Source organism: Paenibacillus glycinis, assembly GCF_009909185.1.
Classification (GTDB): Bacteria; Bacillota; Bacilli; order Paenibacillales; family Paenibacillaceae; genus Paenibacillus_Z; species Paenibacillus_Z glycinis.
Window position 1 is genome coordinate 18,651 of record NZ_JAAAMV010000002.1, and the last position, 26,783, is coordinate 45,433.

The 26,783-nt window shown below is 47.6% G+C and carries 23 protein-coding genes and 1 pseudogene; 19 read left to right on the forward strand and 5 right to left on the reverse strand.

Translation table 11 applies throughout. From position 1 onward, the window contains the following. Positions 1–112: 112 nt before the first annotated feature. Together GT019_RS04230 and GT019_RS04235 are read left to right on the forward strand one after the other, a co-directional pair. Positions 113–463 carry an ArsR/SmtB family transcription factor gene (locus GT019_RS04230; protein WP_161741515.1) on the forward strand — a complete coding sequence of 117 codons (351 nt, stop codon included), beginning with the start codon at positions 113–115 and terminating at the stop codon, positions 461–463. A 70-nt stretch (positions 464–533) separates the two neighbouring features. Beyond that, the gene (locus GT019_RS04235) at positions 534–1,352 is read left to right on the forward strand and encodes an arsenite methyltransferase (RefSeq protein WP_161741516.1); all 819 of its coding nucleotides are present in this window, start codon (positions 534–536) and stop codon (positions 1,350–1,352) included. Positions 1,353–2,043: 691 nt separating this feature from the next. Here the strand turns inward: GT019_RS04235 and GT019_RS04240 are convergent. Next, on the reverse strand, positions 2,044–2,943 hold the full coding sequence (locus GT019_RS04240; RefSeq protein ID WP_161741517.1) for a LysR substrate-binding domain-containing protein: 900 nt from the start codon (positions 2,941–2,943) through the stop codon (positions 2,044–2,046). A 613-nt stretch (positions 2,944–3,556) separates the two neighbouring features. Between GT019_RS04240 and GT019_RS04245 the strand changes: the two genes are divergently transcribed. The 6 genes from GT019_RS04245 to GT019_RS04270 all read left to right on the forward strand — a co-directional run bounded on the left by GT019_RS04245 (position 3,557) and on the right by GT019_RS04270 (position 9,489). Beyond that, on the forward strand, positions 3,557–4,594 hold the full coding sequence (locus GT019_RS04245; protein WP_161741518.1) for an ester cyclase: 1,038 nt from the start codon (positions 3,557–3,559) through the stop codon (positions 4,592–4,594). Between the two features lie 482 nt (positions 4,595–5,076). Further along, positions 5,077–5,619, forward strand: coding sequence for an NADPH-dependent FMN reductase (locus GT019_RS04250; RefSeq protein WP_161742102.1), 543 nt, complete (start codon positions 5,077–5,079; stop codon positions 5,617–5,619). 205 nt (positions 5,620–5,824) lie between these two features. After that, positions 5,825–6,589: an SDR family NAD(P)-dependent oxidoreductase gene (locus GT019_RS04255; protein WP_161741519.1), complete on the forward strand. Its 765-nt coding sequence runs from the start codon at positions 5,825–5,827 to the stop codon at positions 6,587–6,589. A gap of 527 nt (positions 6,590–7,116) precedes the next feature. Further along, on the forward strand, positions 7,117–7,851 hold the full coding sequence (locus GT019_RS04260) for an SDR family NAD(P)-dependent oxidoreductase (protein WP_161741520.1): 735 nt from the start codon (positions 7,117–7,119) through the stop codon (positions 7,849–7,851). A 75-nt stretch (positions 7,852–7,926) separates the two neighbouring features. Then, positions 7,927–8,526, forward strand: coding sequence for an NADPH-dependent F420 reductase (locus GT019_RS04265; protein ID WP_161741521.1), 600 nt, complete (start codon positions 7,927–7,929; stop codon positions 8,524–8,526). A gap of 393 nt (positions 8,527–8,919) precedes the next feature. Then, positions 8,920–9,489 (forward strand): TetR/AcrR family transcriptional regulator, encoded by a 570-nt coding sequence (locus GT019_RS04270; RefSeq protein WP_161741522.1) that lies wholly within the window; start codon positions 8,920–8,922, stop codon positions 9,487–9,489. Between the two features lie 1,786 nt (positions 9,490–11,275). On the opposite strand, the gene GT019_RS04275 is transcribed toward GT019_RS04270, so the two are convergent. Beyond that, positions 11,276–11,833: a TetR/AcrR family transcriptional regulator gene (locus tag GT019_RS04275; RefSeq protein ID WP_161741523.1), complete on the reverse strand. Its 558-nt coding sequence runs from the start codon at positions 11,831–11,833 to the stop codon at positions 11,276–11,278. A 236-nt stretch (positions 11,834–12,069) separates the two neighbouring features. Here GT019_RS04275 and GT019_RS04280 point away from each other — a divergent pair, with 236 nt between their 5' ends. The 6 genes and pseudogenes from GT019_RS04280 (at position 12,070) to GT019_RS04305 (ending at position 16,725) form a co-directional block, all read left to right on the forward strand. Then, positions 12,070–13,080, forward strand: a complete 1,011-nt coding sequence (locus GT019_RS04280; RefSeq protein WP_235946867.1) for an oxidoreductase — start codon at positions 12,070–12,072, stop codon at positions 13,078–13,080. A 60-nt stretch (positions 13,081–13,140) separates the two neighbouring features. Then, positions 13,141–13,605 (forward strand): cupin domain-containing protein, encoded by a 465-nt coding sequence (locus tag GT019_RS04285; protein WP_161741525.1) that lies wholly within the window; start codon positions 13,141–13,143, stop codon positions 13,603–13,605. Between the two features lie 83 nt (positions 13,606–13,688). After that, the gene (locus GT019_RS04290) at positions 13,689–14,114 is read left to right on the forward strand and encodes an ester cyclase (RefSeq protein ID WP_161741526.1); all 426 of its coding nucleotides are present in this window, start codon (positions 13,689–13,691) and stop codon (positions 14,112–14,114) included. A 77-nt stretch (positions 14,115–14,191) separates the two neighbouring features. Continuing rightward, positions 14,192–15,191: pseudogene (locus tag GT019_RS32790) on the forward strand (transposase); the annotation flags it as partial. A gap of 65 nt (positions 15,192–15,256) precedes the next feature. Continuing rightward, positions 15,257–15,559: a hypothetical protein gene (locus GT019_RS04300; RefSeq protein WP_161741527.1), complete on the forward strand. Its 303-nt coding sequence runs from the start codon at positions 15,257–15,259 to the stop codon at positions 15,557–15,559. A gap of 260 nt (positions 15,560–15,819) precedes the next feature. Next, positions 15,820–16,725, forward strand: coding sequence for an alpha/beta fold hydrolase (locus GT019_RS04305; protein ID WP_161741528.1), 906 nt, complete (start codon positions 15,820–15,822; stop codon positions 16,723–16,725). 211 nt (positions 16,726–16,936) lie between these two features. Here the strand turns inward: GT019_RS04305 and GT019_RS04310 are convergent, their stop codons facing one another. The 3 genes from GT019_RS04310 to GT019_RS04320 are packed head-to-tail and all read right to left on the reverse strand — an operon-like array spanning position 16,937 to position 20,686. Next, a complete protein-coding gene (locus GT019_RS04310; RefSeq protein ID WP_161741529.1) occupies positions 16,937–18,034 on the reverse strand; it encodes a GerAB/ArcD/ProY family transporter in 1,098 nt (365 codons plus the stop codon). Beyond that, a complete protein-coding gene (locus GT019_RS04315; RefSeq protein ID WP_161741530.1) occupies positions 18,034–19,227 on the reverse strand; it encodes a Ger(x)C family spore germination protein in 1,194 nt (397 codons plus the stop codon). The genes GT019_RS04310 and GT019_RS04315 overlap by 1 nt, the downstream gene beginning before the upstream one ends. A 22-nt stretch (positions 19,228–19,249) precedes the next feature. Then, positions 19,250–20,686 carry a spore germination protein gene (locus GT019_RS04320; protein ID WP_161741531.1) on the reverse strand — a complete coding sequence of 479 codons (1,437 nt, stop codon included), beginning with the start codon at positions 20,684–20,686 and terminating at the stop codon, positions 19,250–19,252. Between the two features lie 183 nt (positions 20,687–20,869). Between GT019_RS04320 and GT019_RS04325 the strand changes: the two genes are divergently transcribed. The 5 genes from GT019_RS04325 (at position 20,870) to GT019_RS04345 (ending at position 26,782) form a co-directional block, all read left to right on the forward strand. Beyond that, a complete protein-coding gene (locus tag GT019_RS04325) occupies positions 20,870–21,430 on the forward strand; it encodes a TetR/AcrR family transcriptional regulator (protein WP_161741532.1) in 561 nt (186 codons plus the stop codon). Between the two features lie 293 nt (positions 21,431–21,723). Then, positions 21,724–22,626 (forward strand): alpha/beta fold hydrolase, encoded by a 903-nt coding sequence (locus GT019_RS04330; RefSeq protein ID WP_161741533.1) that lies wholly within the window; start codon positions 21,724–21,726, stop codon positions 22,624–22,626. 98 nt (positions 22,627–22,724) lie between these two features. Next, positions 22,725–24,149 carry a DHA2 family efflux MFS transporter permease subunit gene (locus GT019_RS04335; protein WP_161741534.1) on the forward strand — a complete coding sequence of 475 codons (1,425 nt, stop codon included), beginning with the start codon at positions 22,725–22,727 and terminating at the stop codon, positions 24,147–24,149. A 153-nt stretch (positions 24,150–24,302) separates the two neighbouring features. Then, the gene (lpdA, locus tag GT019_RS04340) at positions 24,303–25,694 is read left to right on the forward strand and encodes a dihydrolipoyl dehydrogenase (RefSeq protein WP_161741535.1); all 1,392 of its coding nucleotides are present in this window, start codon (positions 24,303–24,305) and stop codon (positions 25,692–25,694) included. 170 nt (positions 25,695–25,864) lie between these two features. Further along, positions 25,865–26,782 carry an alpha/beta fold hydrolase gene (locus GT019_RS04345; RefSeq protein WP_161741536.1) on the forward strand — a complete coding sequence of 306 codons (918 nt, stop codon included), beginning with the start codon at positions 25,865–25,867 and terminating at the stop codon, positions 26,780–26,782. The last annotated feature ends 1 nt before the right edge of the window (position 26,783 follow it).

Genomic DNA, 26,783 nt, shown 5'->3' on the forward strand with positions numbered 1-26,783 from the left:
GCCTGGAAATGGGAAAAACTAATTAACAAGAAGCCCGCAGTGTCAAGGGGACCAGTCTTAAAACAGCCGGCTGTGGCCTGCTGTGCAGCGTGCTGTTAACGGAGGAATCAAGATGATAAAAGAAATTCCAGTCAACCTTGTGTCCGGAGAAACCGTCGATTTTGCAGCGTATGAAACGAAGTTCAAAGCCTTGTCTGATCAGAAACGGCTGCAGATCATGTATGAATTGACTCAGAAAGGCAGCGTTTGTGTTTGCGATTTGGTCGAAATCGTGGAGATGCCTCAATCCAAGCTGTCTTATCATTTGAAGATTTTGCTTGATGCTGGACTCATTAAACGCGAGACGAAGGGTACCTGGAGCTATTATGAATTGAACCATGCGGAAGTAAACAGGCTGCTCTCGCCTGAGCTTTGCTGCATTTTCCGAAAAACGGACGATCGACCAAGCAATTGTTGTTCATAAGCCCACATTGTGGGTTCTATTTTGCAAAATTAATCAAAAAATATTGATTTAACTAAAGGAGAGATTTTTCATGAGCCAAGTACAAAGTGATCAGGTCCGTCAGCATGTGCGTAATCGCTATAAAGAAATCGCCATTCAGGACACCAGCAATTCAAGTTGTTGTTCACCTTCTTCAGCCGGCAGTGGCTGCTGCGGTAATGTCGATGAGGTTTCCGCTAAGCTCGGTTATTCAAACGAAGAACTTTCAGCGGTACCCCAAGGCGCCAACCTTGGATTAGGATGCGGAAACCCGCAAGCCATTGCTTCATTGCATCCTGGAGAAGTGGTCCTTGATCTGGGAAGCGGAGCAGGATTCGATTGCTTCCTTGCCTCGAAACAAGTCGGGGAGACCGGCCAAGTTTATGGGGTGGATATGACGCCAGAGATGGTCAGTCGCGCACGAAGTAATGCAGTAAAAAACGGGTATTCGAATGTCAATTTCCGACTTGGCGAAATTGAACACCTGCCGATTTCCGATTCGTCCATTGACGTCATCATTTCTAATTGCGTAATTAATTTGTCTCCAGATAAACAGCAGGTTTTCGATGAGTCATACCGGGTACTAAAAAAGGGCGGAAGACTCGCAATATCGGATATCGTTACAACCGCCGAGCTGCCGGCTGAAGTAAAAGGGGATTTGGACTCCTTAGCTAGTTGTATCTCAGGGGCTTCTACAGTTGAAGAAGTTAAAGCGATGTTACGGACCAGCGGGTTTGAAAATATTGTTGTTGAACCAAAGGATAATTCCCGTGAATTTATCAAAGATTGGGTTCCAGGCGCGAATATGGATGATTATATTCAATCGGCTGTCATTCAAGCAACTAAGTCAAGACCTGAACCAAGCAACTAAGTCATGACTTGAACCGTCCTGTAAAGAGTCGTTATCCAAGCTGATAACGGCTTGATCAAGTTCTTGTCATCCGACAATATTGTCGGGTGACAAGAATATGGTCTCATTAATGGTTGCGAATATCGCGGCTTTTTGTATTTATGGGATCAAGTTCTTGTCAAAACCAAATGACAAGAACTTGATCCCATCCCCTCCTTCGTAAGATGTTAAGGATCACAGTTGCTGGCCAGCCAATACATTTCCAAGGCGACTATACTGTGCATTCTCGGGTCATCCGGAAATAGTCGCGTCGATCGGCCGGGAGAGAAGCGAATCTTGCTCCTTTCTTTGACATACGATGACTTCAAAAAAGCTCATGGTTTAGAACGCGCTCTAAAGTTTAGAATGAGAATCAGCCAGAACATAAGAAGGAGGACGGGCATACAGGTGAAGCCGTACCCATTCCCTTTATATTATAATGCTTCAAAACTGGGACCTCTGAATTAAACTAACTGGAAACGGTAGCTGAACAGAGCAGTTCACGACGATGGTCTGCTTTTTTCATTGAAGTAACGGAGTTTAACGCAGCAAATGAGCTGGCTATTTCAAGGTAAACGGAGGCGCTCAAGAAGTGCCTGTCAAATAGCAAACATAAATTGCGCAAGACAATAAAAGTCCACCTAGTAAATCAAAAACCTGGTGGGCATGTACTTTAATCAGAACCTTCTCTTTGTGTTACCTCGCGCGCGATCTGACGTATTTCTTGCAAAATCGGTAGTTGTTTTTCCTCCTTCCACAGCACTGCCGCCTCCGAAATCAGCGGCGGATCGATAAGTCGTCGATAGGCGACTTCATCCGGTCGAACTCTGCTAATGCTGCTCGCTACTAGAGACACCCCAACTCCGGCTGCCACAAGACTAATGATAGCAGACTCATTTGCCGCCTCTTGATTAATGACGGGGCTAAATCCAGCCAAATGGCATAACGAAATGAAATCGTCGAAGATCATGCGATTTGCGCTGCGTGAGTACATCACGAACTTCTCGTTCTCTAGTTCCCGGAGCGAAAGTGATTGTCGCTCGGCTAGGGGATGATTCTTGGGGAGCGCGATCGCGGCTGACTCCCGATAGATCGTTTCATACGCCAATCCAGACATTTTGGCGCCGGGGAACATCAAGAAGCCAATGTCCACGTCTTCGTTTAGAACCTTAAGCTCCAATTCAGGAGAAACCAACTCGAGAAGCACGATCTCAAAATGCGGGAACCGTTCTCGAAACAGGCGCACAATCGGTGGCAGAACGCTATATAAACTGTAACTTGAGTAACCAATAATCAACTTGCCGCCTTCACCGCGCGCGATTCTTTGCGCTATTTCCACCCCTCGGTCAATTCGCCCAAGACCGGCCTGAACATCGGCCAGCAGCGCCTCGCCAGCGGACGTTAGCGCGACCGTACGGGTCGTTCGCTTCAACAGTTCAACGCCTATCTCATCCTCAAGCCGCTTTATTTGATAACTGAGCGGTTGCTGGGCCATATGCAATTGCTCGGCCGCGCGTCCGAAGTGTAAGGTCTCGGCTACCTTCATAAAATAACGCAATTGTCGCAGTTCCATGAAAACCCTCCATGTTTGATCAAGCTTCAATGACAATTATATAAAGATTTAGTGTTAATGTACATTGATATAGTGTTTATCATGGGGTAATTATCGATGTAAAATAGTATTTGTACCGGGGCGGAACAATTTATTCTAAGCATGATTTATACGTATTTTGTCAGTCACAGCGTATCGAAAGCCGGCATCATAGTAGGGCAGCTTATAATATTCGTGCGTTCCGATAAGCCTCGGGAGATAAGATATGTTAACCCCAATTTTTTTCGAATAAGTCTAGAAATTAAGGAGGGAGGAATTTACATGGACAGATTATCGGGCAAAGTAGCGTTGGTGACCGGAGCCTCGCGGCCACCCGACTTCCGGATGGAGGGCGGATAGCCGCTATCTCTGCTGGACTGACATTTTGCCTCATCCGGGAAATGGCGTTTACGCGGCGAGTAATGCCGCTACTGACCATCTTGTTCGAGTGCTCGCTCCGGCTCTGATCGCTGCCGGACAAGCGGTTATCGACGGAGAGATTGCCCAAACACCTCCGGCACGCGTGCTAAGAGTCTCTTTAAGCCGATTACCTTAAATACTTAACTAAATGATGCTAAGGGAGAGATAATTTGCAATGAAGAAATTCCATAATAAATTAAAGGTATTAAGTCTTGCTCTAACGATGACACTTGGTACAGTCGGAACAGTATCGTTCTCGAATAGTTCGCATTCTTACGCAGCTACTGTTGTAAGAGCGAACAAAGTTGAAAAATCCAACCAGGGTGCATCCTTTAGTCATCAACTGAAGCCAAAACAGGTAGCCGCGGCGTTCTACGCCAGCTACAACGGGGATCTCGCCGCAGGCTTCGAGAAATATATTTCAAAGAAATTGGTGCTTCACGGGTTCGACGGTCCCATGGACCGCGGAGTTTGGCTCGCTAGCGACCTCGAGCTAAAAGGGGCGCTTAAAGGTTATAAACTGCAAGTTCTCGATCAAATAGCGGAAGGCAACAAAGTCGTCACGCGTTGGACACTGGGCGGCGTCCATACCGGCACGATTCTGGGAATTCCAGCGTCCGGCCGCGAAGTCCACCTCACCGGTATTTCCATCGACCGCATTGAGAACGGCAAATCCGTCGAGCATTGGTCGGAAGGCAACTTCGGACGATTCTTGCAGGAGCTCCAAGCTCCCCGAACCAATCAAGTAACTCAAAACATTAAAAACAATAAAGTCCAGGTATCAAGCGAAGTCGCGGCCAATCACCTACTGAAGCCAAAACAGGTCGCCACGGCGTTCTACGCTAGCTACAACGGGGATCTCGCTGCCGGCTTCGATAAGTATATCTCGAAGGATCTGTTGCTTCACGGATTCGACGGTCCCATGGACCGCGGAGTTTGGCTCGCAAGCGACCTCGAGCTAAAAGGAGCGCTCAAAGGTTATAAGTTGGAAGTGCTCGATCAAATCGTAGAGGGCAACAAAGTCGTTACGCGCTGGTCCCTAGGAGGCGTCCATACCGGCACGATTTTAGGAATTCCAGCATCCGGCCGTGAAGTCCACCTCAGCGGCATTTCCATCGACCGCATTGAGAACGGCAAATCCGTCGAGCACTGGTCGGAAGGGAACTTCGGCCGTTTCCTACAAGAAATCTCGACACCTCTAAAAGGTAAGTAATGCTGCACAGCTGATCCATAGGCGCTCGGCGTACCGTTAGCCGGGAGGAAATAAAATAAATATCGGGATAATTCTGGGCAGTACACGAAAAAGTCAACGTCCGAAGAAACCGTAAAGCTGGAATCTTCGCAAGCGCGGACGATCCGCTAAACCGCACGGGAGAACCGGAGGAAATCGCTATTGTGGCCATGTTCCTTGCTTCCGATGAGATTAGATACGACAAGATAATTTAGTCAAATCTAACTACTTCTAACGACAATCCGATCTGTTTTATTGTGTATGCTACAAAGCTTGAATTAAAAAGAAGGTTTGAGACAACTATAACTTTATCCAGTTGACAACTGGCAATCCGTTCTTTACCCATTAAGCCCGATTATTAAGTCGGTTATGCTTCAAATTTACAGAGGTGGAAACCTATGGGGTTTTGGAATAGCCTATTTGGAAAAACAAAGACCAATAACATTAACAAGGAGGAAAACAAAATGTCTAAATTAAATATAGGAATCATTTTGGGCAGTACACGAGAGGGACGGGTAAGCCCGCAAGTCGGGGAATGGGTCAAAAGCGTAGGTGATAAGCGCGGAGATGCGAACTATGAAATCGTAGATATCGCCGATTTCAAACTTCCACTTTTAGGAGAGGTAGACGCGACCGAACAAGCTACGGCTTGGAACGTTAAACTCGCGAGCTTGGACGGATTCGTATTTATCGTATCGGAGTACAACCACAGTATTTCTGCGGCATTGAAAAACGCATTAGATTATGCACGCGACGCTTGGAATAACAAAGCCGCGGGAATCGTGAGCTATGGTTCGGTAGGCGGCGCCCGCGCGGCCGAGCATCTCAGAGGTATTTTGGGGGAACTATCTGTAGCGGACGTTCGTATTCATCCCGCATTGTCGTTGTTCACCGATTTCGAAAACTTTTCCGTATTCAAGCCGGCGGATCTGCATCTAACGAATGTTAATGGTATGTTGGATCAGGTGCTTTCTTGGAGTGGAGCATTAAAATCAATTCGTGAATAAAAATAAGTTTTCGGTGGTACATGCAAATGGGACGACTTCTAATAATAGAAAATCTCCTAATCGTACATGAAGCAGGTTGCCTCGGCAGCTTGCTTTTTATTGAAGTCGTTGCCTCCGGTAATCGATAGATGCATGAATCAAATAGAAACCTTAAGTTAATAATAACTAAATTCCGTAGACATTTCGAATACCAGGAGGAAAGAACATGGGAATTCTTGAAAATAAATTTGTCCTTATAACGGGAACCGCCGGAGGACTGGGTCGTATCGCGGCATTGACCTTCGCTCGCGAAGGCGCGAAAGTCGTCGGCAGCGATATCAACGTAGAGGCGAATAACGAGACGGTCGAACTCGTGCGAAGCGCCGGAGGCGAAATGACAGGCATCGCACCGATCGACCTCACCGATCACGAACAGGTAAAGAAGCTGGTAGAGGAAGCCGCGCATGCTTACGGCGGACTCGATGTGGTCTACAATAATGCGGCCATACAGAAATTCGGACCGATGCCCGACTTCTCGATCGAGGATTGGCGAAGGACGATTGCGGGAGAACTCGACATTCCTTTTTTCGTATCGAAGTACGCCTGGCCGCACTTGGTGGAAAGAGGCGGTGGCGTCATCCTGAACGTCGCGTCCATTTCCGGCATCATTGCCGGTGATGTTCCTCCGATGGTGGGACATGCGGCGGCGAAAGGAGGCGTGATCGCCATGACGCGTCAGCTAGCCTTGGAAGGTGCACGGCATGGAATCCGCGCAGTGGCAATCAGTCCCGGACCGTTTCTGACGCCGGCCAGCGACCGCGACCTAGGCGACAATCAGGAGGCGCGAGACGCTGTCACGAAGAAGACGCTTCTTAAGCGGTTCGGAAAACCCGAGGAGCTTGTAGAACTCGCGGCATTTCTTGCTTCCGATCGAGCTGCGTACATCACGGGGGTTAACTACGCCGTCGACGGGGGTGCGACTGCTTGGTAAATCGTTCGAAGCGAAAGACTCACATCAGCAGTTAGATGAGAGCGAAGAGGGCCGCGAACACCTTTGTAGAGGTGATCACGGCTTTTAAAACGGGGTACCACGAGGGCTTTCTTATTAAACCATCGCTAAGAAGCGATGGTTATTTTTTATGGGCTTGTGGGAATGAGATAAGTCCTGTCATTTATGACATCAAGTTCTTGTCACCCGACAACACAGTAAGTGTCGGGTGACAAGAACATTATCTCATTAGAGGCCGCGAAAATCGCGGCTTTTTTATTTATGGGATCAATTCTCTCGAAAGCACATGCTCGTCGACGACGTCACGCGCACGACTGCAAGTAGATGACTGAAATTTTTTCTAGCGCCGACTCGCATGTCTTCTTGACAAACGGATCACTGATCCGTTATATTTGAATCACCGATCCATTTGTGGTAATCGGTAACTGGATCAGTGAAATCTGTAAGATACAGCAATCTGTGCAATTGCGCCAAAAATGCAGTCCAAAACAACGAAAGGGTGAAAAATCATGGGAAAGCTTGAAGGTAAGGTTGCAGTCATCACGGGAGGCGCTACAGGCATCGGCCGCGCCGCAGCAAAGCGGTTCATCGAGGAGGGCGCCTTGGTCTTCATCTTCGGCCGTCGGCAGGAAGCGCTCGACGCCGCTGTGGTCGACCTTGGGCCCAATGCCCGCGCAGTGAGGGGCTCGGTCTCCGATCCAGCCGACCTCGACCGTCTCTTCGCGGCGGTGAAATCCGAGTTCGGAACCCTCGATATCGTCTTTGCCAATGCCGGGGCGGGAAGCCAGCTTCTGCTCGGCGAGATCACCGTTGAGCATATTGACGAAACCTTCGATACCAATGTGAAGGGTTCGATCCTCACGGTCCAAAAGGCGCTACCGCTGATGGGCCAGGGGGGGTCGATCATCCTAACGGGATCGAGCGCCGGCACCACAGGCGCCCCGGCAATGAGCGCCTACAGCGCGAGCAAGGCGGCAGTGCGCAACCTCGCGCGGACCTGGGCTGAGGACCTGAAAGGCACCGGCATCCGGGTAAACGTGCTGTCGCCCGGAGCGACGGCAACCGAACTAGCGAAGGAATCGCTGGGCGAGGAGGGCCAAAAAGTCTTCGCCTCAATGACTCCGCTCCAGCGTATGGCTGATCCGGCGGAGATCGGGGCGGTGGCCGCCTTTCTCGCATCATCGGACAGCAGCTTCATGACCGCGAGCGAGGTCGCCGTCGACGGCGGCCTTGCGCAAATCTGACGCGCTACACCTGGCCGGTCACTCCATTCGACATTCGGAGCCCGTAGGGCGTGGTAAACTGAAGGAGAAGAATATATGAGCTATGCAATTATTGGATTCGGCAAGATCGGTCAGGCTCTTGCTAAAGCGTTTGCCCGAAGCGGTATAGAAGTATCCGTTGCAACCACTCGGGACCCGGAAAGCTTTGCATCCGCTGCGGCCGAGATCGGAACAGAGATCATTCCCAAAAAATTGGCGGACGCTGTCAAGGCGGACATCATCTTCTTGGCTGTCCGTTTCGAGTCGCACCCGGATGTCGCGAAGGCGCTCTCCACCTGGCAGGGGAAGACCATCGTCGATGTGACCAATGCCTACGGCGTGGCCCCTGAGGAACTGGGAGGACAGCCTTCTTCCAAGTTCGTCGCACAGGCCTTCACTGGTGGACGACTGGTCAAGGGCTTCAACCATTTGGTCGCTGCCGTCCTTGATCAAGATCCGCGCGTTCATGATGGCAGGAGAGTCGTGTTCCTGGCGAGCGATGATGACGGTGCTGCAGCGGAGATAGGTGTGCTTGCGGAAAATCTCGATTTCGCACCGATCAAACTTGGCGGTCTATCGGAAGGCGGACTACTTGTGCAGGCACGCGGAAATAGATGGGGTCAACTGATCTTTAAGGATTTGATAAAGTTCGACTGATGAATCGTGACCGTAAATTTCGAGTAGACAGACGCTTGCCGATCATATTTACCTGCATCCTACTGGAACACCTCCGTGAATAAGTGCGAAATGATGTAATTGGACAAAAGTTCAAAGGCTATGACGACCAAAGAAGAAATGTTGGAGACACTGACGAGGAAGTTTGAATTTGATATAATGATAATGTAGCACATAGGAGTTAATATTGGATCATGGCTGGCTCCGTAGGGAGTCGGCCTGTCTTCGATTCATAATAAAACCATATTTTTATGGGATAATGTTACATGTTACGTGACTAGGCGTATGCCGAGAAAAGTCGCATATCGGGAACGCAGAGAAAATCAACGCCTAAACGTGACAGTAAGCTTTCGCTATTTGAGGGGGTGAAAACATATGCGAGCCGACGCCAGGAAAAATTATAATCATTTACTTGCAGTCGCGCGTGACGTCGTCACCGAGCATGGTGTCAATGCGTCCATGCGAGATATCGCCCGCCGTGCCGACGTGGGGTTGGCCACACTGCTTCGTCATTTCCCGACGCGGGAAGCCTTGTTCGAAGCGTTGCTGCGTACGAATCTGGAGGCACTGACGCAGAGGGCAGGTGAAATCGAAACGTCGAATTCACCTGACGAAGCACTTGTGTCCTGGTTTCGTGAAGTGGTATCTTTCGTCCAAAGTTATAGCGGCGTCGTCTCCTTGATGGCAAGCGCCCACGAGGACCCGGACTCCGCGCTTTACGCAACATGCGTAGCGGTGCATTCAGCGGGCGCGCGACTATTGCTCCGCGCTCAGACAGAGGGAACGGCGCGTGCCGATATGAATGGGGACGACTTGTTCGCCATGATATCGGCGGTCGGTTGGCTTGTCGGCCAACCTTCATTCGCGCCACGCACCGATCATCTTTTCAATATTATCGCGAGCGCCATCTGGATCAGTGATCAGGGTGAAAAGTCATGCACTTAAAAGACGAGAAGCCGCTTTTTTTATGGGATCAAAGATCTAATGGAGATACTTGATCCGAATGGTTGCGAAAAACAAAAGGGTCGTCCAGCAGAAGCAGTGTATGTGCAGGCATACGGAGAAATGGAAAAGACTCAGACCTAAAGGTCAGAGTCTTTTTGAGTTATGGTTGCTGGCTGCTGAGAGCCCCCAGGGGCTCTTCCTTTATCTCCAGACAAGCACCTTTATCTTTTCGCGCGGGAACCTATTCGGGGGTGTATACACAAACTGACGGGTGACAAAAACATAATAACATTGAAAGTCGCATAAATAGCGGCTTTTTGTTTTTATGTTATAAAGTTCTAGTCAAAGTGCAATGACAAGAACTTTATAACATTCCCAATCAGTGACAAGAACTTGGTAAGTGTTTTAAGGCCTGATTCAGTATCTCAGCGACCAACGAGTAGGTGGGACGAGATCCGACCGCCGTTAAACAATTGACTGCGCCATTTTCGAATGATGCCCGGAGAAGAAATATTGAAAATGACAGCTGCTTCATTAGGAGACGTCCCATTTTCGTTCATGTATTTGAGTACGCCTAGTTTAAACGTCATGGAGTAGGCTGATAGCTATTTCAAAAGCTTTGAGGCTGTGATATTCGTATTGCTTAATCCACATACGCATGACCTCATAATTAATTCCAAAAGAACTCGCTACGCTATGAATACCTTCGGTTTCCGACAAATATTGATGGATAGTGTCTTTTTTAAGGCGAGATTGAATTTTGTCAAAGAAAAACTGCACCTCCGATTGATAGATGGTGTCTAACAATTGGGGTGCAGTTCACTCGGTTGTTTGCATCTATTGCTGCCTTTCTCTACTTATTTTGGGCAGACCTCGAAACTGCTTTGGCAGCATTTGCAGAACCCCAAAGTGATCCGGGATTTACTCGGTATGGGTAAATCTTCAGCATGGCATGTTATAAATCTAATGCGGTGTCTGTTTCTTTATCCAGACGATTAAAGTCTAACAGATATTGTTTGGTTTCACCCATAATTTTGGGGTTATTTTCATTTTCGGGGACTTTGTGCCCCACGATCACATATTGAGGATTTAGCTGTATCAAACGATCAATTGCTTGGATCCAATCATGTCGAGTACTCTCCGTTGTTTCAGCAAGATACTGATGGATTCCATTATAAACGACATCACCGGCCTCTAGTAATTGAATATCCGGTATCCATAATGTTGTTGTATTAGCGGTATCCGTAAACCCAGCTTCAATGATTTCAAAGCGATGTCCTTCTAGCTCAATAGATTTACAAATATTGTATGTTTTTGCGATACTTAACAGCTGCGCTTATGCTTGGAGGGCAAGCTGGGAGCTCTTGGTGTGGGGAATGTTATGAAGTTCTTGTCATTTATGTTATAAAGTTCTTGTCATCCGACATGTTTCTTGTCGGACGACAAGAACATAATCTCATTAAGAGCCGCGAAAATCGCGGTTTTTTTATGTTATGGGATCAAGTTCTTGTCAAATTATAATGCCAAGAACTTAATCCCATTTCCGATTTTGACAAGCACTTGATCTCATTACCGACAGAAATATTTTTTATTTTTCTCAGCTTATAAAACGGAGTTCATTACGAGTTTCCAAATTGCACGATTTATTTAACCACGGCAGCTGCTCGCTGCCGTTTTTACTTGACTGAAGGGCAGTGTAATTTATCATTTGTACAGATATTTAAATATAAAGAAAGCAAAAAGCCGATCCATAGTCGGCTTTCCTAGTAGCAAGTAATGAAAACTCCTAATTGTTAAGAATCATTCGAAGCAAGTCTTTAATCATTTCGCGAAGTTCCGAAGAGTTTCTGGCGACAATTTTAAACCCGCGAGTTGCACTTGTTAAAAGATGAGCCAATTTCTCGGGAGATAGGGTATCTAGGCTTCTGGCGGATTTCGACTGAGATTCCAAGATAGTGATTAGAACGACCTCAAGCTTCTTGTAGCTCGCATGGAGTGCCTCTTGAGCGAATGTATAAGAGCTCTCAGTCATTTCTTTTACTTCCGGTGAGTTCAACGATTGATCGAAATTGTTTATAGACCATACCTCGAACGCAAATAAAATTTTGTCCTCAGGCGTTTCCTTGGAAGAAAGTCCTTCCACTATTTCTTCAATAAGAAGGTCGCCATAATGAAGAATCGTCGCGTTAAAAACTTCCTCCTTGTTCTTAAAGTACAAATACAGACCCGCACGCGATATGCCGGCGGCTTCTGCTATCTCATTCATTGACACTCGCTTATAGCCATACTTGAAAAACACGTCCAAAGCAACGGTTAGTATATGAAGCTTTTTTTTGTCGTCCATGATGTTATTATTATACACTTTACAAACTTTGTCTAGTCGTATAATATGGGCAAATAGACATCAACCGTTAGTTGTCTAAATATCAAATAAGGAGACCTGCAATGAGGACCACAGTATAAAAAAAGTTACAGCAAGGGTTGCCAACTGTTTTAGCTGGACTTTGCGGCTATCGTTTCGAAATGGATACCAAACACAAGATAAGCCATTTATTATATTAACCTTTAAAGGAGAACTTTATGATGACAACAAAGCAAACACCAATCGGCTCCGGGTTTGGAGCTTCTGTAACAGCCGAAGAGGTTATTAAAGGTATTGATCTTACCAATAAAACTGCCATCGTCACCGGGGGGTATTCCGGACTTGGTCTTGAGACCGTGCGCGTACTACGTTCTGCTGGAGCCAAGGTTATCGTTCCAACGCGTGACTACAATAAAGCGGTGATCGCCCTTGCAAACATTGACGGCGTTGATATTGAAGTGATGGACCTAATGGACCCTGCTTCGATTAATGCCTTTGCAGACAAGTTTCTTGCTACCGGGCAAGCACTGCATATCCTGGTAAACAGCGCGGGCATTATGGCGTCTCCTTTGTCCCGCGATTCGAGGGGATATGAATCACAATTCGCGACGAATCATTTGGGCCACTTCCAGCTTGTTGCACGGCTATGGCCAGCGCTGCGCAAGGCGAACGGCGCGCGGGTGGTGTCGGTTTCTTCTTGGGGGCATCACTTTTCGCCTGTCGTGTTTGATGATCCTAACTTCGATCGACGTGACTATGATCGCTGGGCAGCCTATGGGCAGTCCAAGACGGCAAACATTCTCTTTGCGGTCGCGCTGGATAAACGCGGCCAGACCGACGGCGTGAGGGCTTTTTCTCTTCATCCGGGCAGCATCGTTGGCACCGGTCTCGAAAAACATCTTTCGGAAGAGGAACTTCGAGCGGCCGGCGTCATTGACGAGAACGGACAACCGGTTCTAGATCCCGCGAAAAATCTCAAGACTGTAGAACAAGGAGCTGCTACCAGCGTATGGTGCGCGACGAGCCCACAACTTAACAATATGGGCGGCGTTTATTGTGAGAACTGTGATATCGCCCCTCTGGGTCATGACAATGAGTCGGACTTTTATTTGGACAACGAGTCGACTTTAACGGATTCCGGCGTGATGCCGTACGCGGTTGATTCGGAAGCAGCCGATCGGCTCTGGAGCCTAAGTGAACAACTAACTGGCCAAAAGTTTGCAATATAAGAAGAAAGAGTTCATGCAGCGGATAAAAATGACAAAGCCTTGTAGCGAGGAGAAATGAAAATGAAACAGACAAATAGTTCCGTAACCAAGGCAGCTGTTACTTTCGCCAAGGATCTCGAATGGTTCGATACGATGCCGGGTGAACAAATGGCTATTCGCATTCACAGCAGTCAAGTTGGCGGAGCAATAACGGTCATTGAAGCACGTGTACCAGCTTTGATTGGCCCGCCGAAGCATATTCATAAGGAAAGGGAAGAGGTATTCGAGATTCTTGAAGGAACTTTCCGTTTCCAAGTGGGAGAAGAGGAATTTGAAGCTACACCCGGAACGAGTGTCGTGGTTCCCCGAGGCATACCTCACGCGTGGGCAAACGTCGGGCATGATAAAGGACGTATTCTTTTCACTTTCGCGCCAGGCGGAATAGACGACTTCTTCCCTGAAATCGGCCGGCATACTATCGAGGAAATTGGGCGACTGGCCGAGCAAAATGATACCCTAATTATTGGGCCTCCAATGCTCCCGTAATTCGGAATTGACAATTGGACTTCATAAAATAACCGAAACGGGACAGTCGAGGACTAATTCATGGCAAGAGGTGATTATGACAGATGATATTATCCGGCAACCACGGCGAAGAGCTTCTCACGAAGCTATGGGCCAACGTATACAACCATCCGCAAAATCTCGATGTCATCGACCAACTCTGTACGGAAGACTTTATTCTCTCGAACTCGGATGGTGACATTGTGGGTCGCGATGCATTTAAGGAGTGGGCACGAACATTCACTTCGAAGATCCGCGACATCAAGTTAGAGAGCCTTGATATGTTCAGCGGTGCAGACGGCAAACGCGTTGTATCGCGATGGGTAGTCACGGGATACAACCAAGGCGTACTTGGTTCTCTGCCTGATGATCGCCCGATTCAGCTTACCGGCATCGCAGTATGGGAGGTTCGTGATGGCAAGCTAGCCCACAATTGGGTAGAGAGAAGCGCATATGAGCTCTCGAAGCGACTTATGAAGCCCATAGAGTAACAGGCTCCGGTATCCAGCGAAAGGTGATCAGTGGGGCTGTCCCAAAAGCCATAGGCTTTAGGGGCAGCCCCTTCCATGTTTTTCGCCTGAGCGATCACCTCTTTTTAGGTGCGTATCCGGGCGGTGGCCGAGACAGCTACCATCCGAAAATGTTTACGAAAGTCATCATCTACGCGTACACCCAGCGCATCTATTCCTCTCGTCAAATTGCCAAAGTCGTCCGCGAAAACGTCATGTTCATGTGAATTGCAGGCCGGACAACAGCCGAACTTTCGGACGATCAACCGGTTTCGTTCCGAACGGATGAAAGAGGTGCTGGAGAAGATATTTACAGCCGTACTTCAATACCTAGCTGAAGAACAATACGTGCAGTTGGAGCACTACTTTGTCGATGGAACAAAGATTGAGGCCAATGCGAACCGGTATACGATTGTCTGGGGAAAAGCGGTCGTGAAGCATAAAATGAAATTGCAGGAGTAAGTACAGACACCCTTTGCGACAATCGAGGAAACAGAGAAGCAGGAAGATCGGAAACACAGTGGCCGAGATCTACCTGGACTTGGCGAGCGCGCACAGATCACCGATGAGAAGTTGGAACAGGCCATGAAGCAGCTAGAAGGCCAGCTTGAAGAACGGCCGAAAGACAAACCGTTGAAAAAAGCCGTTCGTAGCTTACGCAAAGATTTGCTCCATAGCTTGAAGAAATATGAAACGCAGCAAGCCTTGCTATGCGGACGTAACAGCTACAGCAAAACCGATCCAGACGCGACCTTCATGCGAATGAAAGAAGATCATATGCGAAATGGCCAACTCAAACCGGGCTACAATGTGCAGATCGGAACTGAGAATCAGTTTATCGTCGGCTACAGCTTGCATCAACGCCCGAAGGATACCCGCTGTTTGAAGCCGCACCTCAAGAAAATCAAAGCGGAGCTCAGAAAACTTCCATAAACTGTAATTTCCGATGCTGGATATGGGGGTGAAGAAAACTACGCGTATCTCGAAGAAGAGCAGATCGAGGCCTTGGTCAAGTTCGGCACGTATCATAAGGAGAAGTCCAAGGCATGGCAGAAAGATAGTAAGCACGATTTGCAATCATCTAATTACCTTCGCATGTTTCCTGATGATCGGGGGGGGGGAAAATGAGTGATTTGCTTGGAAGAAAACGCGTACTAGTGATCGGTCTATTTTTTTTGGACTTCCCTTGCCGGAGGATTATCGCTGAATCCGATTTGGCTGATCGCCAGCAGAGCAATCCATGGAATCGGCGCAGCAATTTCAATTCCGGCTGCTATGTCGCTCAGAACAACAATTTTCCTATCGGACTACAGCGAAATAAAGCCTTTGGAATCTTCGGCGCTATAGGGTCCAAGGGGGAGCGGCCAGATCGATCGAAGGTGTTTTGCTTATGGATTCTGCAGGTTCGAGATCAATTTTTTATTTAAATGTCCCGTTAGGAATCTTGCTCATCCTCGGATTGTCGCTGGTTATTGTCAGCCCTTCCGCTAATAATTCAAGTTATTATGAAATTTTTTAATTGATGTTGGAGCTAGACATTGACATGTCCAACAAAAGATGTTAAAGCAAATTGGTCATTCAGGGAGATGTAAATAAATGGGGATTCTAAATAGGTATATCATACTTCGGACAAGAAATCCTAAATAAATCAAATCAAAAAATAACTAAAAGGATGGAATACACACCAATGAGTAGCCGCTCGATAACAATCGAAAAAGTGAACGCCGCCCCAACCTGTGCGGAGCATCGCATAGATCGCGGCCAGGGCAGCATTTATGCCCGGGATTACGCAGGTAATGGACCTACCTTTGTCCTTATGCACGGCTTTCCGGACAATATGCATATTTACGATCATTTGATTCCCTATTTGGTTGCGGGAGGCAGACGAGTCGTGGCATTCGATTTTCTCGGCTTCGGCAATTCTGACAAGCAAGCTGGCGCGAGCTACAGCTTCGCACAGCAGCTGGGCGATCTTCACGCGGTAGTCGAACACTTGGGACTGGGTAAAATCGTTCCCGTCGCGCATGATGCATCTGGTCCCGCCGGTGTTAATTATGCGATTGATTATCCGGAGCATGTGGATTCCTTATGTTTGCTCAATTGCGCTTATGGGACGGCAGCTACGAAAAGAACACCGGAGATCATCGCCTTGTTTGCGCACTCGGATCTGCAATCCTTAACGCAAGAGCTTCTGCGGAGCCCGGAACAGTTTCAATGGGTGTTGGATTTTCAAATGCGTAAATTCACGGAAAATTTGGAGGACGGACAAAAGCAACATCTTTCAGGTTTCCTGCGTTCGCTAATCGAAGACAATATCAAAAAACAACCGAGCTCGATTCCGGCGTTCGTGCAAATGACGTCGCAGTTATTCGAGGAAGTAGCACGAAATACAAAACGTATCACTCAAATGGAGGCGCTCGATATTCCGGTCAAACTCATTTGGGGCGAAAACGATGCCTATCTCAATACGGGCGTGGCCAAGGATTTCCAATTGCATTTAAAACACGCTTCGCTGCACATCTTGCCGGCCGGTCACTGGCTGCAAATCGATAGCCCGGAACAAGTTGCAGCGATCATGCTGGGGCAGGCATAACATGCGAAACGTCAATGGATGAAGAAGTCGATGGTCCAGCCAATAATCTGATTCGTATCGATCGGATGCCGGAGGATTATACTTGCATATAGCACGCCGCCAATCGTGGCCAAGGCGATGTTGACTGTTTTTTCTTTAACGGAGGCACCCGATCTCACCATCGTAATTGTCGAGGCGACAATGTACACAACATAAAAAGCGATTAGCATAATCATGCTTGATTGATGTCCGGAAGTTGTTTTTTTCGTATCCAAGATACAATGACGAGCAGTGCAGGAATGACGATGGCATAAAAAGAATCGAAGGCAAAACTGTACTTGCGATCCCATTCAATATTGGATATGACGCTTTCGAACAGCAGGGAAATCGGAAGGATGATCCAGATGAGAGGAAGGGCGATGAACGTTCTGTTCTTCAAATGGAAGAGCTGGATTATTCCCGCAGCTGCGCTGTACATAGAGATGGATAGCTTTATGGAAATGGCGCAAAACCAAACCAAACAAATAATGACTTCCAGATGCTCGATAAAAAATGAAAACGGCAGCTCTTGCGCTAGAGTGAAGATGGGATAGGTCAGATGCGACGAACGATAAACGCCTACGATGCCAAGGACGAAAAACACGATTAAGCTGATGAGTATGGCAGCTACGCCAATTCCAGCTATAAAAGAGGTTTTAAGCCGTTGCTGGACAAACGGGAAGAACATCGTCAAGCATACCGTCTCGGAGAACGGGAAACCGAATATTTGTTTCGATGTCGCCATGAGCTGCCATGGATGAAATTCCTGCGCCGGCCCGAAATTCGCCCAGTCCCAACCTTTCAGCATGAGGAAGAATACAATCCAGAAAACAATGACAAGCACGGGCGTTAAAAACTCTGTCAGCATAGCGATCGTTTCGGCGCCAAGAATGACGGTATAGGCGGAAACGAGCAAAAACATGAGATGAACAGCTGAGATGGGCGTGTGGACGAGCAGATTGACTTTGATGAAATCCCCTAAATTTCTAACCACCCAAGCTGCCAGTTGAATGAAGAAGACAAGGTACAAGCATCCGAAAAGAAAGCCGATCTTGGGACCTAACAGCTTAAGACACAGCTGTATGATGCCGAGGCCCGGATAGCGAGAAGTCAAATACAGCCAAAGTGCAGCGACAACGATGCCATACAGCCCGGCACCAAGGGGAATGAGCCACGCATACTCTTTGGCATTGCCGATGATTCCTCCCGGGATGATGAAAAAAGAGGTCCCTAATGTAAATGCCAGCGTAAGCAGAAACATTTGCCAACTTGACAAGCGAGCGGTTTCCATTATTTAGACTCACTTCTTCCATATGAAGATTTTGTTCGACCCAGCCACTTGACTTTAAAATCAGCCGAGATATGGACATCCGTTTTCTTCCATGCGTTCGAATCGGTTTTATACCCCGACCAAACCTTACTGCGCTTACGATCGATCTGATCTTGTATGCCTAGCAAATCCCAACTTTTTTTTCTTGTGAGCTGCACCAATTTCAGACAGCGCTTCTCGAATTCTTTGGTCATCAATCGTTCGATTTCATGAACATCAAAATAATCCGAGTCTTTGGTTCGATTGTCCAAATAAATGCGTAAGGAAGCATTGATGTTCAGGCTAAGGATCGGCGTATCCCCGGCTATAGCTAATTTTCGATCGATGATCGGGTCCTCCAGCATCACCTCGATTCCGCCTTCGCCATCCGAATAATTCAATAAATATCGGTCGGCATCTCCGCTGAGCAAATTGCTCAAATTGTTCGTTTCATAATCGATTTTACCTGTCAGGCGGTCTTTGACATAAACGGCGCCTCCATCGAATACAACGCTTTTATAAGGGGCATTTATGGCTTCGAGCTTCGCGAATTGAGGGTTCACTTTGTCGTTCATGACCGATACGAAAGGAATGACGATCGGGCGGTTTCGGGAAAGGCCGTTAATGGCATCCCGTGCCCGAATATGCTTCCCATAGACGCCGCTAACCTTCTGCTGCAGCTCGATCATGGAACGCATTGCTCGGCCGGGCACGCGTTCCACGGGGACAATCGTATTCATAATCGTATCGATCGGCGCATCGGTCGCCACGAAATAACCCGTAGAACGCCTGGTTGGATTGCTTTCAATGAAGTCGAGGATTTCCCGGTAATACTTTTGGGAATAGCGGAGCGTCATAATATACAACTGCACGTCGTTGCTGAAAATCATGCGAGGGATCTGTTTATTGGCAAATACCGTGAATCCGGAAACCGAGTCGATGCTGCTCATTTTGTAGGTGTAGACAGAAGCTTTGGAGGATTCTCCGGATTTGCCCCCTACCCCGGGTGGATTAACGATCTGAAAATAAACCAATCTCTCGCCTGAATCAGGATCGATGTCCACGCCGATTGCGTCAACGATCGCCAGGTCATTAATTTCCTTTTTATCCCAACAACCGGTTAATAAACAGCATATTACCACTACAACAACTGACATTGCACGCTTTCGTTTCATCGTCTATCCCCTTACAACCATCCTAATGCCGCTTCGAGAAAAGCCTGCGGCGCTTCATCTGCGGCCTCGGCGCTCTAAATATGGCGTCCTTCAAACCAGCTAGACGCAAAGGAGCCAAAGGTGAAAAATATTTCACGCCAAAGGAACGAATGGAAACGAGATGAGTAATGACCAGCAGGATTCCGCAAGTGATTCCGAATAGACCGAAAACGCCGGCTAGCACCAGAAAGCCGAATTGAATGATACGCTGAGCAATTCCGAAACCATAGGTTGGAGCAACGAAATTAGCGATCGCGGTGATAGACACGACAATGACCATCGAGGCCGATACGAGGCCAGCTTCGACTGCTGACTGACCTAGCACAAGCGCGCCGACGATCGAGATCGCTTGACCCGCGATCCTAGGCATTCGAAGCCCGGCTTCTCGAAGGATCTCGAAGGTAACAAGCATGATGATCGCTTCGATAAATGCCGGAAACGGTACGCCTTCGCGTTGGGAGGATAAGCTTATCAGAAGGGAAACCGGCAGTATTTCCTGGTTGTAGGTAACCGCGGCGATATAGAGCGACGGAACAAAAATAGCCAGGAGAAACGACAGAATGCGGAGCCAACGAATTAAATTGGCGATGTCGGTCCGTTCATAATAATCTTCCGGCGAATTAAATAATTGGAAAAACGTTATCGGCCCGATCAATACGCTCGGCGTACCGGCTGTCATAATCGCAAAAGCGTTTTCCAGCACGTGCGCAGAGACGACATCCGGCCTTTCCGTTGCGTACATTTGGGGGAAAGGAGACCAGGAACGATCTTGGATCCATTCTTCGATGTATGAGCTTTCGAGCACGCTATCCGTTTGGATGGACGTTAATCTACGCTTCGCTTCCGCAATGACGGCAGGCGATGCTAGATGGTTCATGTAAACCAAATAAACGTCAGTTTTCGTTTCTTGACCAAGGGTTAGTCGTTCGTAAGTGAAATGGTCCGATTTGATACGCTTCCGGATCAAGGCCAAATTCGTTTTTATATCCTCCGTGAATCCTTCTTTCGGGCCGCGGATCGTAACTTCGATCGTGGGTTCGGTAACCGTTCTGGAGGGAATCTTCGAATAATCCAATGCCGAAGGGAAGCCGATATGTACTGGGAAAATGACGATATATCCCTCTAAAAGATATTTGATACAGGATTGAACATCGTGCAAGGTTTCGATGAAATTCCCATTCGTGCCGGTGGAGAGGATGCTAGTCCATTGGTCTTCATTGTCCAAGATAGGGTTGGCATGGAAGAAAGGTTGAAGTATAAATTCATCGAAACGGACCTTGTCTACGAGCGTTTCGATAAAGAAACAGTGGATTTCGCGATGATCGACTGCTGGCAATAAACGGTGATTGAAGTCCGGCGAATGGCCAAGTGCTTCTCTAATCAAACGAACGAAATCGATCGGTGGCGAAGGGACAGGCATCTGGCAATCCTCCAAAGGAAAATGTGCTGGTGATTTCCCGTAGTAGTATGAGAATCCAAACGTTATTTTATTCACTTCTACATGATATCGATGTGTATACTTCGCGTGTCAAAATTAAATAGACAGTCACAGCTGGAAACGCGCATGCTTGACACCTACTATCGAATCAGTTAGACTTCGGGTATGGAAAATCGAAAAACGCAAATTCTCAAACTGGCTTTAGATTTGATTCGTGAAAAAGGATATGTAGCTTTTAGTTACGACGATATATCCAAACAACTGGGTCTGACTAAGGCTACCATTCATTACCATTTTGAAAAAAAGGAGGATTTAGCACTCGCCATAACGGATATGATGCAGCAATCTTTACAAGGTTTTTTGATATCCATGAGTAATACAGTTTCAATACCCGTTGAAGAAAAGATCAAGCAGCTCATTTTAAAACAATTCGAAATTGCTGGTAATGGCATTTGTCCTTTATCTTCGTTACAAGCGGACTATGAATCCCTTCCCGAAGCGGTTCAACTAAGAGTTGAAAAGCTGAGCCAATTTGAATTGAAATGTTGGAATGACATATTAAGAGAAGCCCAAAAAGAAGGCATCGTTCATAATGCCGTCGATATTGAATCTTTGGCTTATGCTGTAATCAGCTGTATAAAAGGCGGTATGCAGTATAAACGGGTGTTAAAAAGAGACATTTTACCGCAAATAGAAGAACAAGTGTGCAGATTAATAAAAAGCTGATCTCTCATGTCGAAAACTGATCAACTAGTAGATTAATTTACAAATCGTTACTACCCATTCGGATATATCCATCATGCCATTCATGCAGCCGTAAAAGGCATGGCATGACGTATATTTTGCACAAAACTGATCAACTAGTAGATTAATTGCTTTATTATGTATAATTTGTTCAAGCCATTGATCAAAACCTTCTTCGCTTATTATTTTTTTGCCAACAACTGATCAACTAGTAGATTAATTGCTTCTATATGGTAATTGATTAACTCACAAACGTAAAGGATGGGACAAAGCAAATGACTAACACAATTAACAAACCATTCAACGCAACTCCGGCTTATCTAGAGCACCATATCGATCGTGGACAGGGCAGCATTTATGTCCGCGATTATGAAGGCAGCGAGCCGGCTTTTGTTCTCATGCACGGCTTTCCGGACAATTTGCATATCTACGATGATTTGATCCCGCACCTAGTAGCAGGCGGCAGACGAGTCGTGGCATTTGATTTCCTTGGCTTTGGATACTCAGACAAACAAACAGGCGCCAGGTACAGTTACGAGCAGCAATTGAGCGATCTCCATGCTGTCGTGGAGCATCTAGGACTTGATAAAATCGTTCCCGTGGCACACGATGCTTCCGGGCCGGCAGGGATCAATTACGCGATTGATTATCCGGAACACGTAGCTTCCGTTTGCTTGCTCAACTGCGCCTATGGGGTAGCGCCAACGAAAAAGACGCCGGAGATTATCGGACTGTTTGCGCATACGGATTTAAAATCTTACACGCAGGCGCTTCTGCAGAGCCCGGAGCAGTTCGAATGGGCGCTGAAATTTCAAATGAGCAAGTTCCTTGAACATATGAAGGATGATTCCCAGATTCAATACCTTGCAAATTTCCTTGGCCCCATTATCGAAACCAATTTCACCAAACACCCGACCTCTACGCCGGCATTCGTGCAAATGACGTCGCAATTGTTTGAAGAAGTCACGCGAAATACAAAACGCCTGCCTGAAATGGAGGCGCTCGATATTCCATTCAAACTGATATGGGGCGATCATGATCCCTATCTGAACACCGGCGTTGCCGAGGATTTCCATGCTCGTTTAAAAAACTCATCGTTACATGTTTTACCGGCAGGCCACTGGCTGCAAATTGATATTCCGGAACAAGTCGCCGCGATCATGTTAAGTAACGAATAAGCCAAGGCGAATCGCATTCAGCGTGGCAATTCAGGTTAAAGCGCTGACTAACAATGAATGGATTGTCCACTAATCAAAAGAGAGAGGTATTTATTCAAATGCTTGCACAAGCCAATGAAAAACCTGAGTTTTCAATCAAAAGCATTATCGCTCCGCTTCTTGCCGTTATGATTGGAATGATTATGGTTCTATTGGATACTACGATAATGAATGTAGCCGTACCTACCTTGCAGAAATACTTTAATAGCCCATTAAAAACGATTCAATGGACTATAACAGGCTACACGCTTGCACTAGCAACGGTTATCCCATTAGCAGGTTGGATGACGGATAAGTTCGGCGCAAAACGGATATTTCTAATAACGATTGCATTGTTTACGATTGGCTCCGTTCTATGTGCCTTTGCCCAAACGCCTGAACAACTTGTCCTATTCCGTATCATTCAAGGCCTCGGAGGAGGCATGGTGTCTCCGATTGGCATGGCAATTGCTTTTAGGCTAGCTCCTCCTGAAAAGAAAGGTACCGTGATGGGCGTTCTAGGCGTGCCTATGTTGGTTGCCCCCGCAACAGGACCTTTGATTTCCGGCTGGCTGATCGGAATTGCATCTTGGCACTGGATCTTCCTCATCAATTTGCCGATTGGAATCGTAGCTCTCCTGGTAGGCATTAAACTATTGCCTAAAGTGGAGCGCGGTAAAGCACCTGCTTTGGACATCTTGGGCATGATACTGGGCCCGATCGCGTTTACCATGCTTACTTACGGCGTAAGCGAAGGCGGAACGGATTGGAGTTCCCAAAACACGCTAACAGGCTTAATCGTTGGGGGAGTCGCCTTAATTCTGTTCATTATCGTAGAGCTGCGGCATAAACAACCTTTACTTGAATTACGCGTATTTAAATCTTCCGATTTTACCCGCGGCATTATAATTTCTTGGGCATTACAAATATCGATGTTCGTCTCTATTCTTTTGCTCCCGTTATATCAACAAGGCGTACTGGGTCGCACACCTATCGTAAGCGCGGCAATCGCTCTTCCTATTTCGCTGGGTGCGCTGCTGATTACGCCATTCTCAGGAAGATTGGCTGATAAATTAGGTGCTAGACCACTGGTATTTACGGGGATGAGCATCATGTCCGTCGCCTTATTATTGCTTTCTAGGATTGACATCGATACAGGCGTGATAGCGTTAATGTTTCCGCTATTCCTGATGGGCTGCGGCATGGGAATGTCGATCATGACCATCAATACGCATGTTTTGAAATCCGCCCCGCGCGAACTGATCAGCCGGGTAACGCCGTTAACTTCCGCTACGCAGCAGGTTGTGATTTCTTTTGCCATCGCTGCTTTCATGGGACATTTAACATCACGAATCGGAACTCGCATGGCGGAAGCGGGAGCACACGCCGATCGATTGAAGATATCCGCTCTTGCGTTCGGCGATACTTACTTTATCGTGGCATGCGTTGCGATCTTCGGCGTGTTATTAAGCTTAATTCTTCGGAAGCCTCGAACCGTTGCTTAATAGAATGGGTAGAGCACAGCAAATGAACCCTACTTGAGGTGCGTTTTAATTCGAAATTGTGGGTAGCATATGGGATAAATGAGCTTACGCCAGAGCGTTAACCATACTAACTACGTCATGAATTACAAAATCTTCACTCGGGAGCTGGCAAACATGACACATCTAGAATCGGTAGACACATTGGTTATTGGTTCAGGCACAGGAGGTTATGTGGCTGCACTGAAATCGGCGCAGCTTGGGATGAAGACGGCCGTTGTCGAACGAGAACAGATTGGTGGGGTATGTACCAATGTAGGTTGCATTCCTTCGAAAGCATTAATAGCGGAGGCACATCGCTTCAAATTACGCAAGGAATTGTCCTGTGCATCCGATGCGTCTTCATTCGAGGAGTCGCAAGCTTTCAAGCAAGCGGTCGTGAACAAGCAGGCTGGCGGAGTGAATTATCTGCTGAAGACGGCCGGCGTAACAGTGATTGAAGGAGAAGCGAGCCTTATCGACGGTCATACCGCCGTGATTAAACAACAAGACAGCGATCATGAAATCTCGTTCAAACATGTCATCTTGGCGACGGGTTCCCGTCCGATCGAGATCGATGCCGTACCTTTTGGCGGCAGGATCTTGTCTTCCACGGAGGCACTGGGACTGACTCAAATTCCTGAGAGCCTGGTGGTCATCGGCGGCGGTTATATCGGCGTTGAATTGGGACAGATGTATGCGAAATTCAGAACGAAAGTAACGATCCTTGAAGGAGGCGGACAAGTGCTGCCGGGGTTCGAAGCAGAACTTACGCGTCCTGTCGTCCGGCAGTTAACCGCCGAAGGCGTAACGATCATAACCGAGGCAAAAGTCAATCAATCCGAACAGCATGCAGACGGAGTGACCATTTACTATTCAAAAAACGAAGAGCAGCAAATGATTAGCGCAGATTACGCGCTAGTGACCGTCGGCAGAAGGCCGAATACGGACGGGAATTTGGGGCTCGAGCACATCGGCTTGATGACGACGAACAGAGGATTGATCGAGACGGACGACCAGTGCAGAACTGCGATCCCAAATATTTTCGCGATCGGCGATATTATTAGCGGTCCGGCACTTGCTCATAAAGCCTCGTATGAAGCAAAAATCGCTGCAGAAGCGATTGCGGGAAAACAATCCGCGCTTGATTACAAAGCTATTCCGCTTGTCGTCTTTTCCGAACCGGAGATCGCAAGCATTGGTCTAAGCGAAACGGAATGCAAAGCAAAGGAAATTCCCGTTACGATCGGTAGATCCTCTTTTTCAATTAACGGCAGAGCGTTAGCGTTAAAGGAAGTGGAGGGTTTCGTGAAAATCGTAGCGGATCAGGCGTCAGGCATTATTGTGGGGGCGCAAATTGTCGGCCCCGAAGCGTCAACGCTTATATCGGAATTTGCCTTGGCCATCGAGATGGGAGCGACCCTCGAGGATGTGGCATTAACGATCCATCCTCATCCTACATTGGGCGAAGTGATCATGGAGGCTGCGGAGAACGCGGTGAATAAAATTAAAAAACAACAAATCGGCTAAATAGCGTGTTCACCAACATTCCGGGGATAAAGACACAATATTATATTAAAGTACATTAGCCAGAAGGATGGGGACAACACAATGAACGTTAAATTTGCAGAGCATTGCATCGATCATGGACAAGGCAGCCTCTATGCACGAGATGACGCAGCTAAAGGAGTGGAAATCCTATGAACCAGAACAACATGAATGAGGCAGAAGCAGCAAAAAAGGACTTAGCATCTTCGTCAAAGATGGAGATTGGCGAGTTGCAGGTCAGTTCGGATATCAAGCTTCGCCATATGGTCTATCGTCCTGCCCATCCGAAGGCTACAGTGTTGTTCCTACACGGCTTCCCGGAGTCGATGTATGCGTGGATGCCGATTGCCGAACTGTTGTCGAGCGATTATGAAGTTCATGCGTTCGACTGGCCCGGTTACGGACAATCCTCACGTCCGAGCGCCGATCGCTTTTCCTATGCGCCGATAGACTATGCCGAGGTGCTGGAACAATATATCCGCGCTTCCGGTATCGACAGCTCGAAACTGGTGATTTACGCAACCGATATTGGGGCTTTGCCGGCGTTACTGGCCGCTCTGGAACAGCCAGATATCGCGAGGAAGATTATCGTCGGAGATTTTGCGCCGTTCAACCGGCCCCAATACATGTGGGGAAACCTGGTGGCCCTGAAATCAAAGCCCTCGTCCGATGTCGCGCGTGCTGCATTGAACCAGACCAGAGATGAAGTGCTGGCAAACGCGTTCTTCTTTGACGATCCGGCAGAGGAGCGCTACATGTTGCCCCAAGAATTCAAGGACGATATAGCAAAAGGGTGGGACGGCGATATCACAGCGGCCGACGCGTTCTATCACTACTACTCTCACTTCACTCGCGACCAGGACTATTTTGAAGCCAATATGTCGAAGCTTAACGTCCCCGTGAAAGTCGTGTGGGGCGAAAAGGATAACTACATCAAGAAGGAAATGGGCGTCGAGCTCGCTGAGCGTAATAATTTAAACCTTACGATTCTCCCTAGTCTCGGCCATTATCCGCATCTGCAAGCACCCAAGCAGACCGCGGACGAGCTTCGAGCCGAAATTGAAGGTTGAT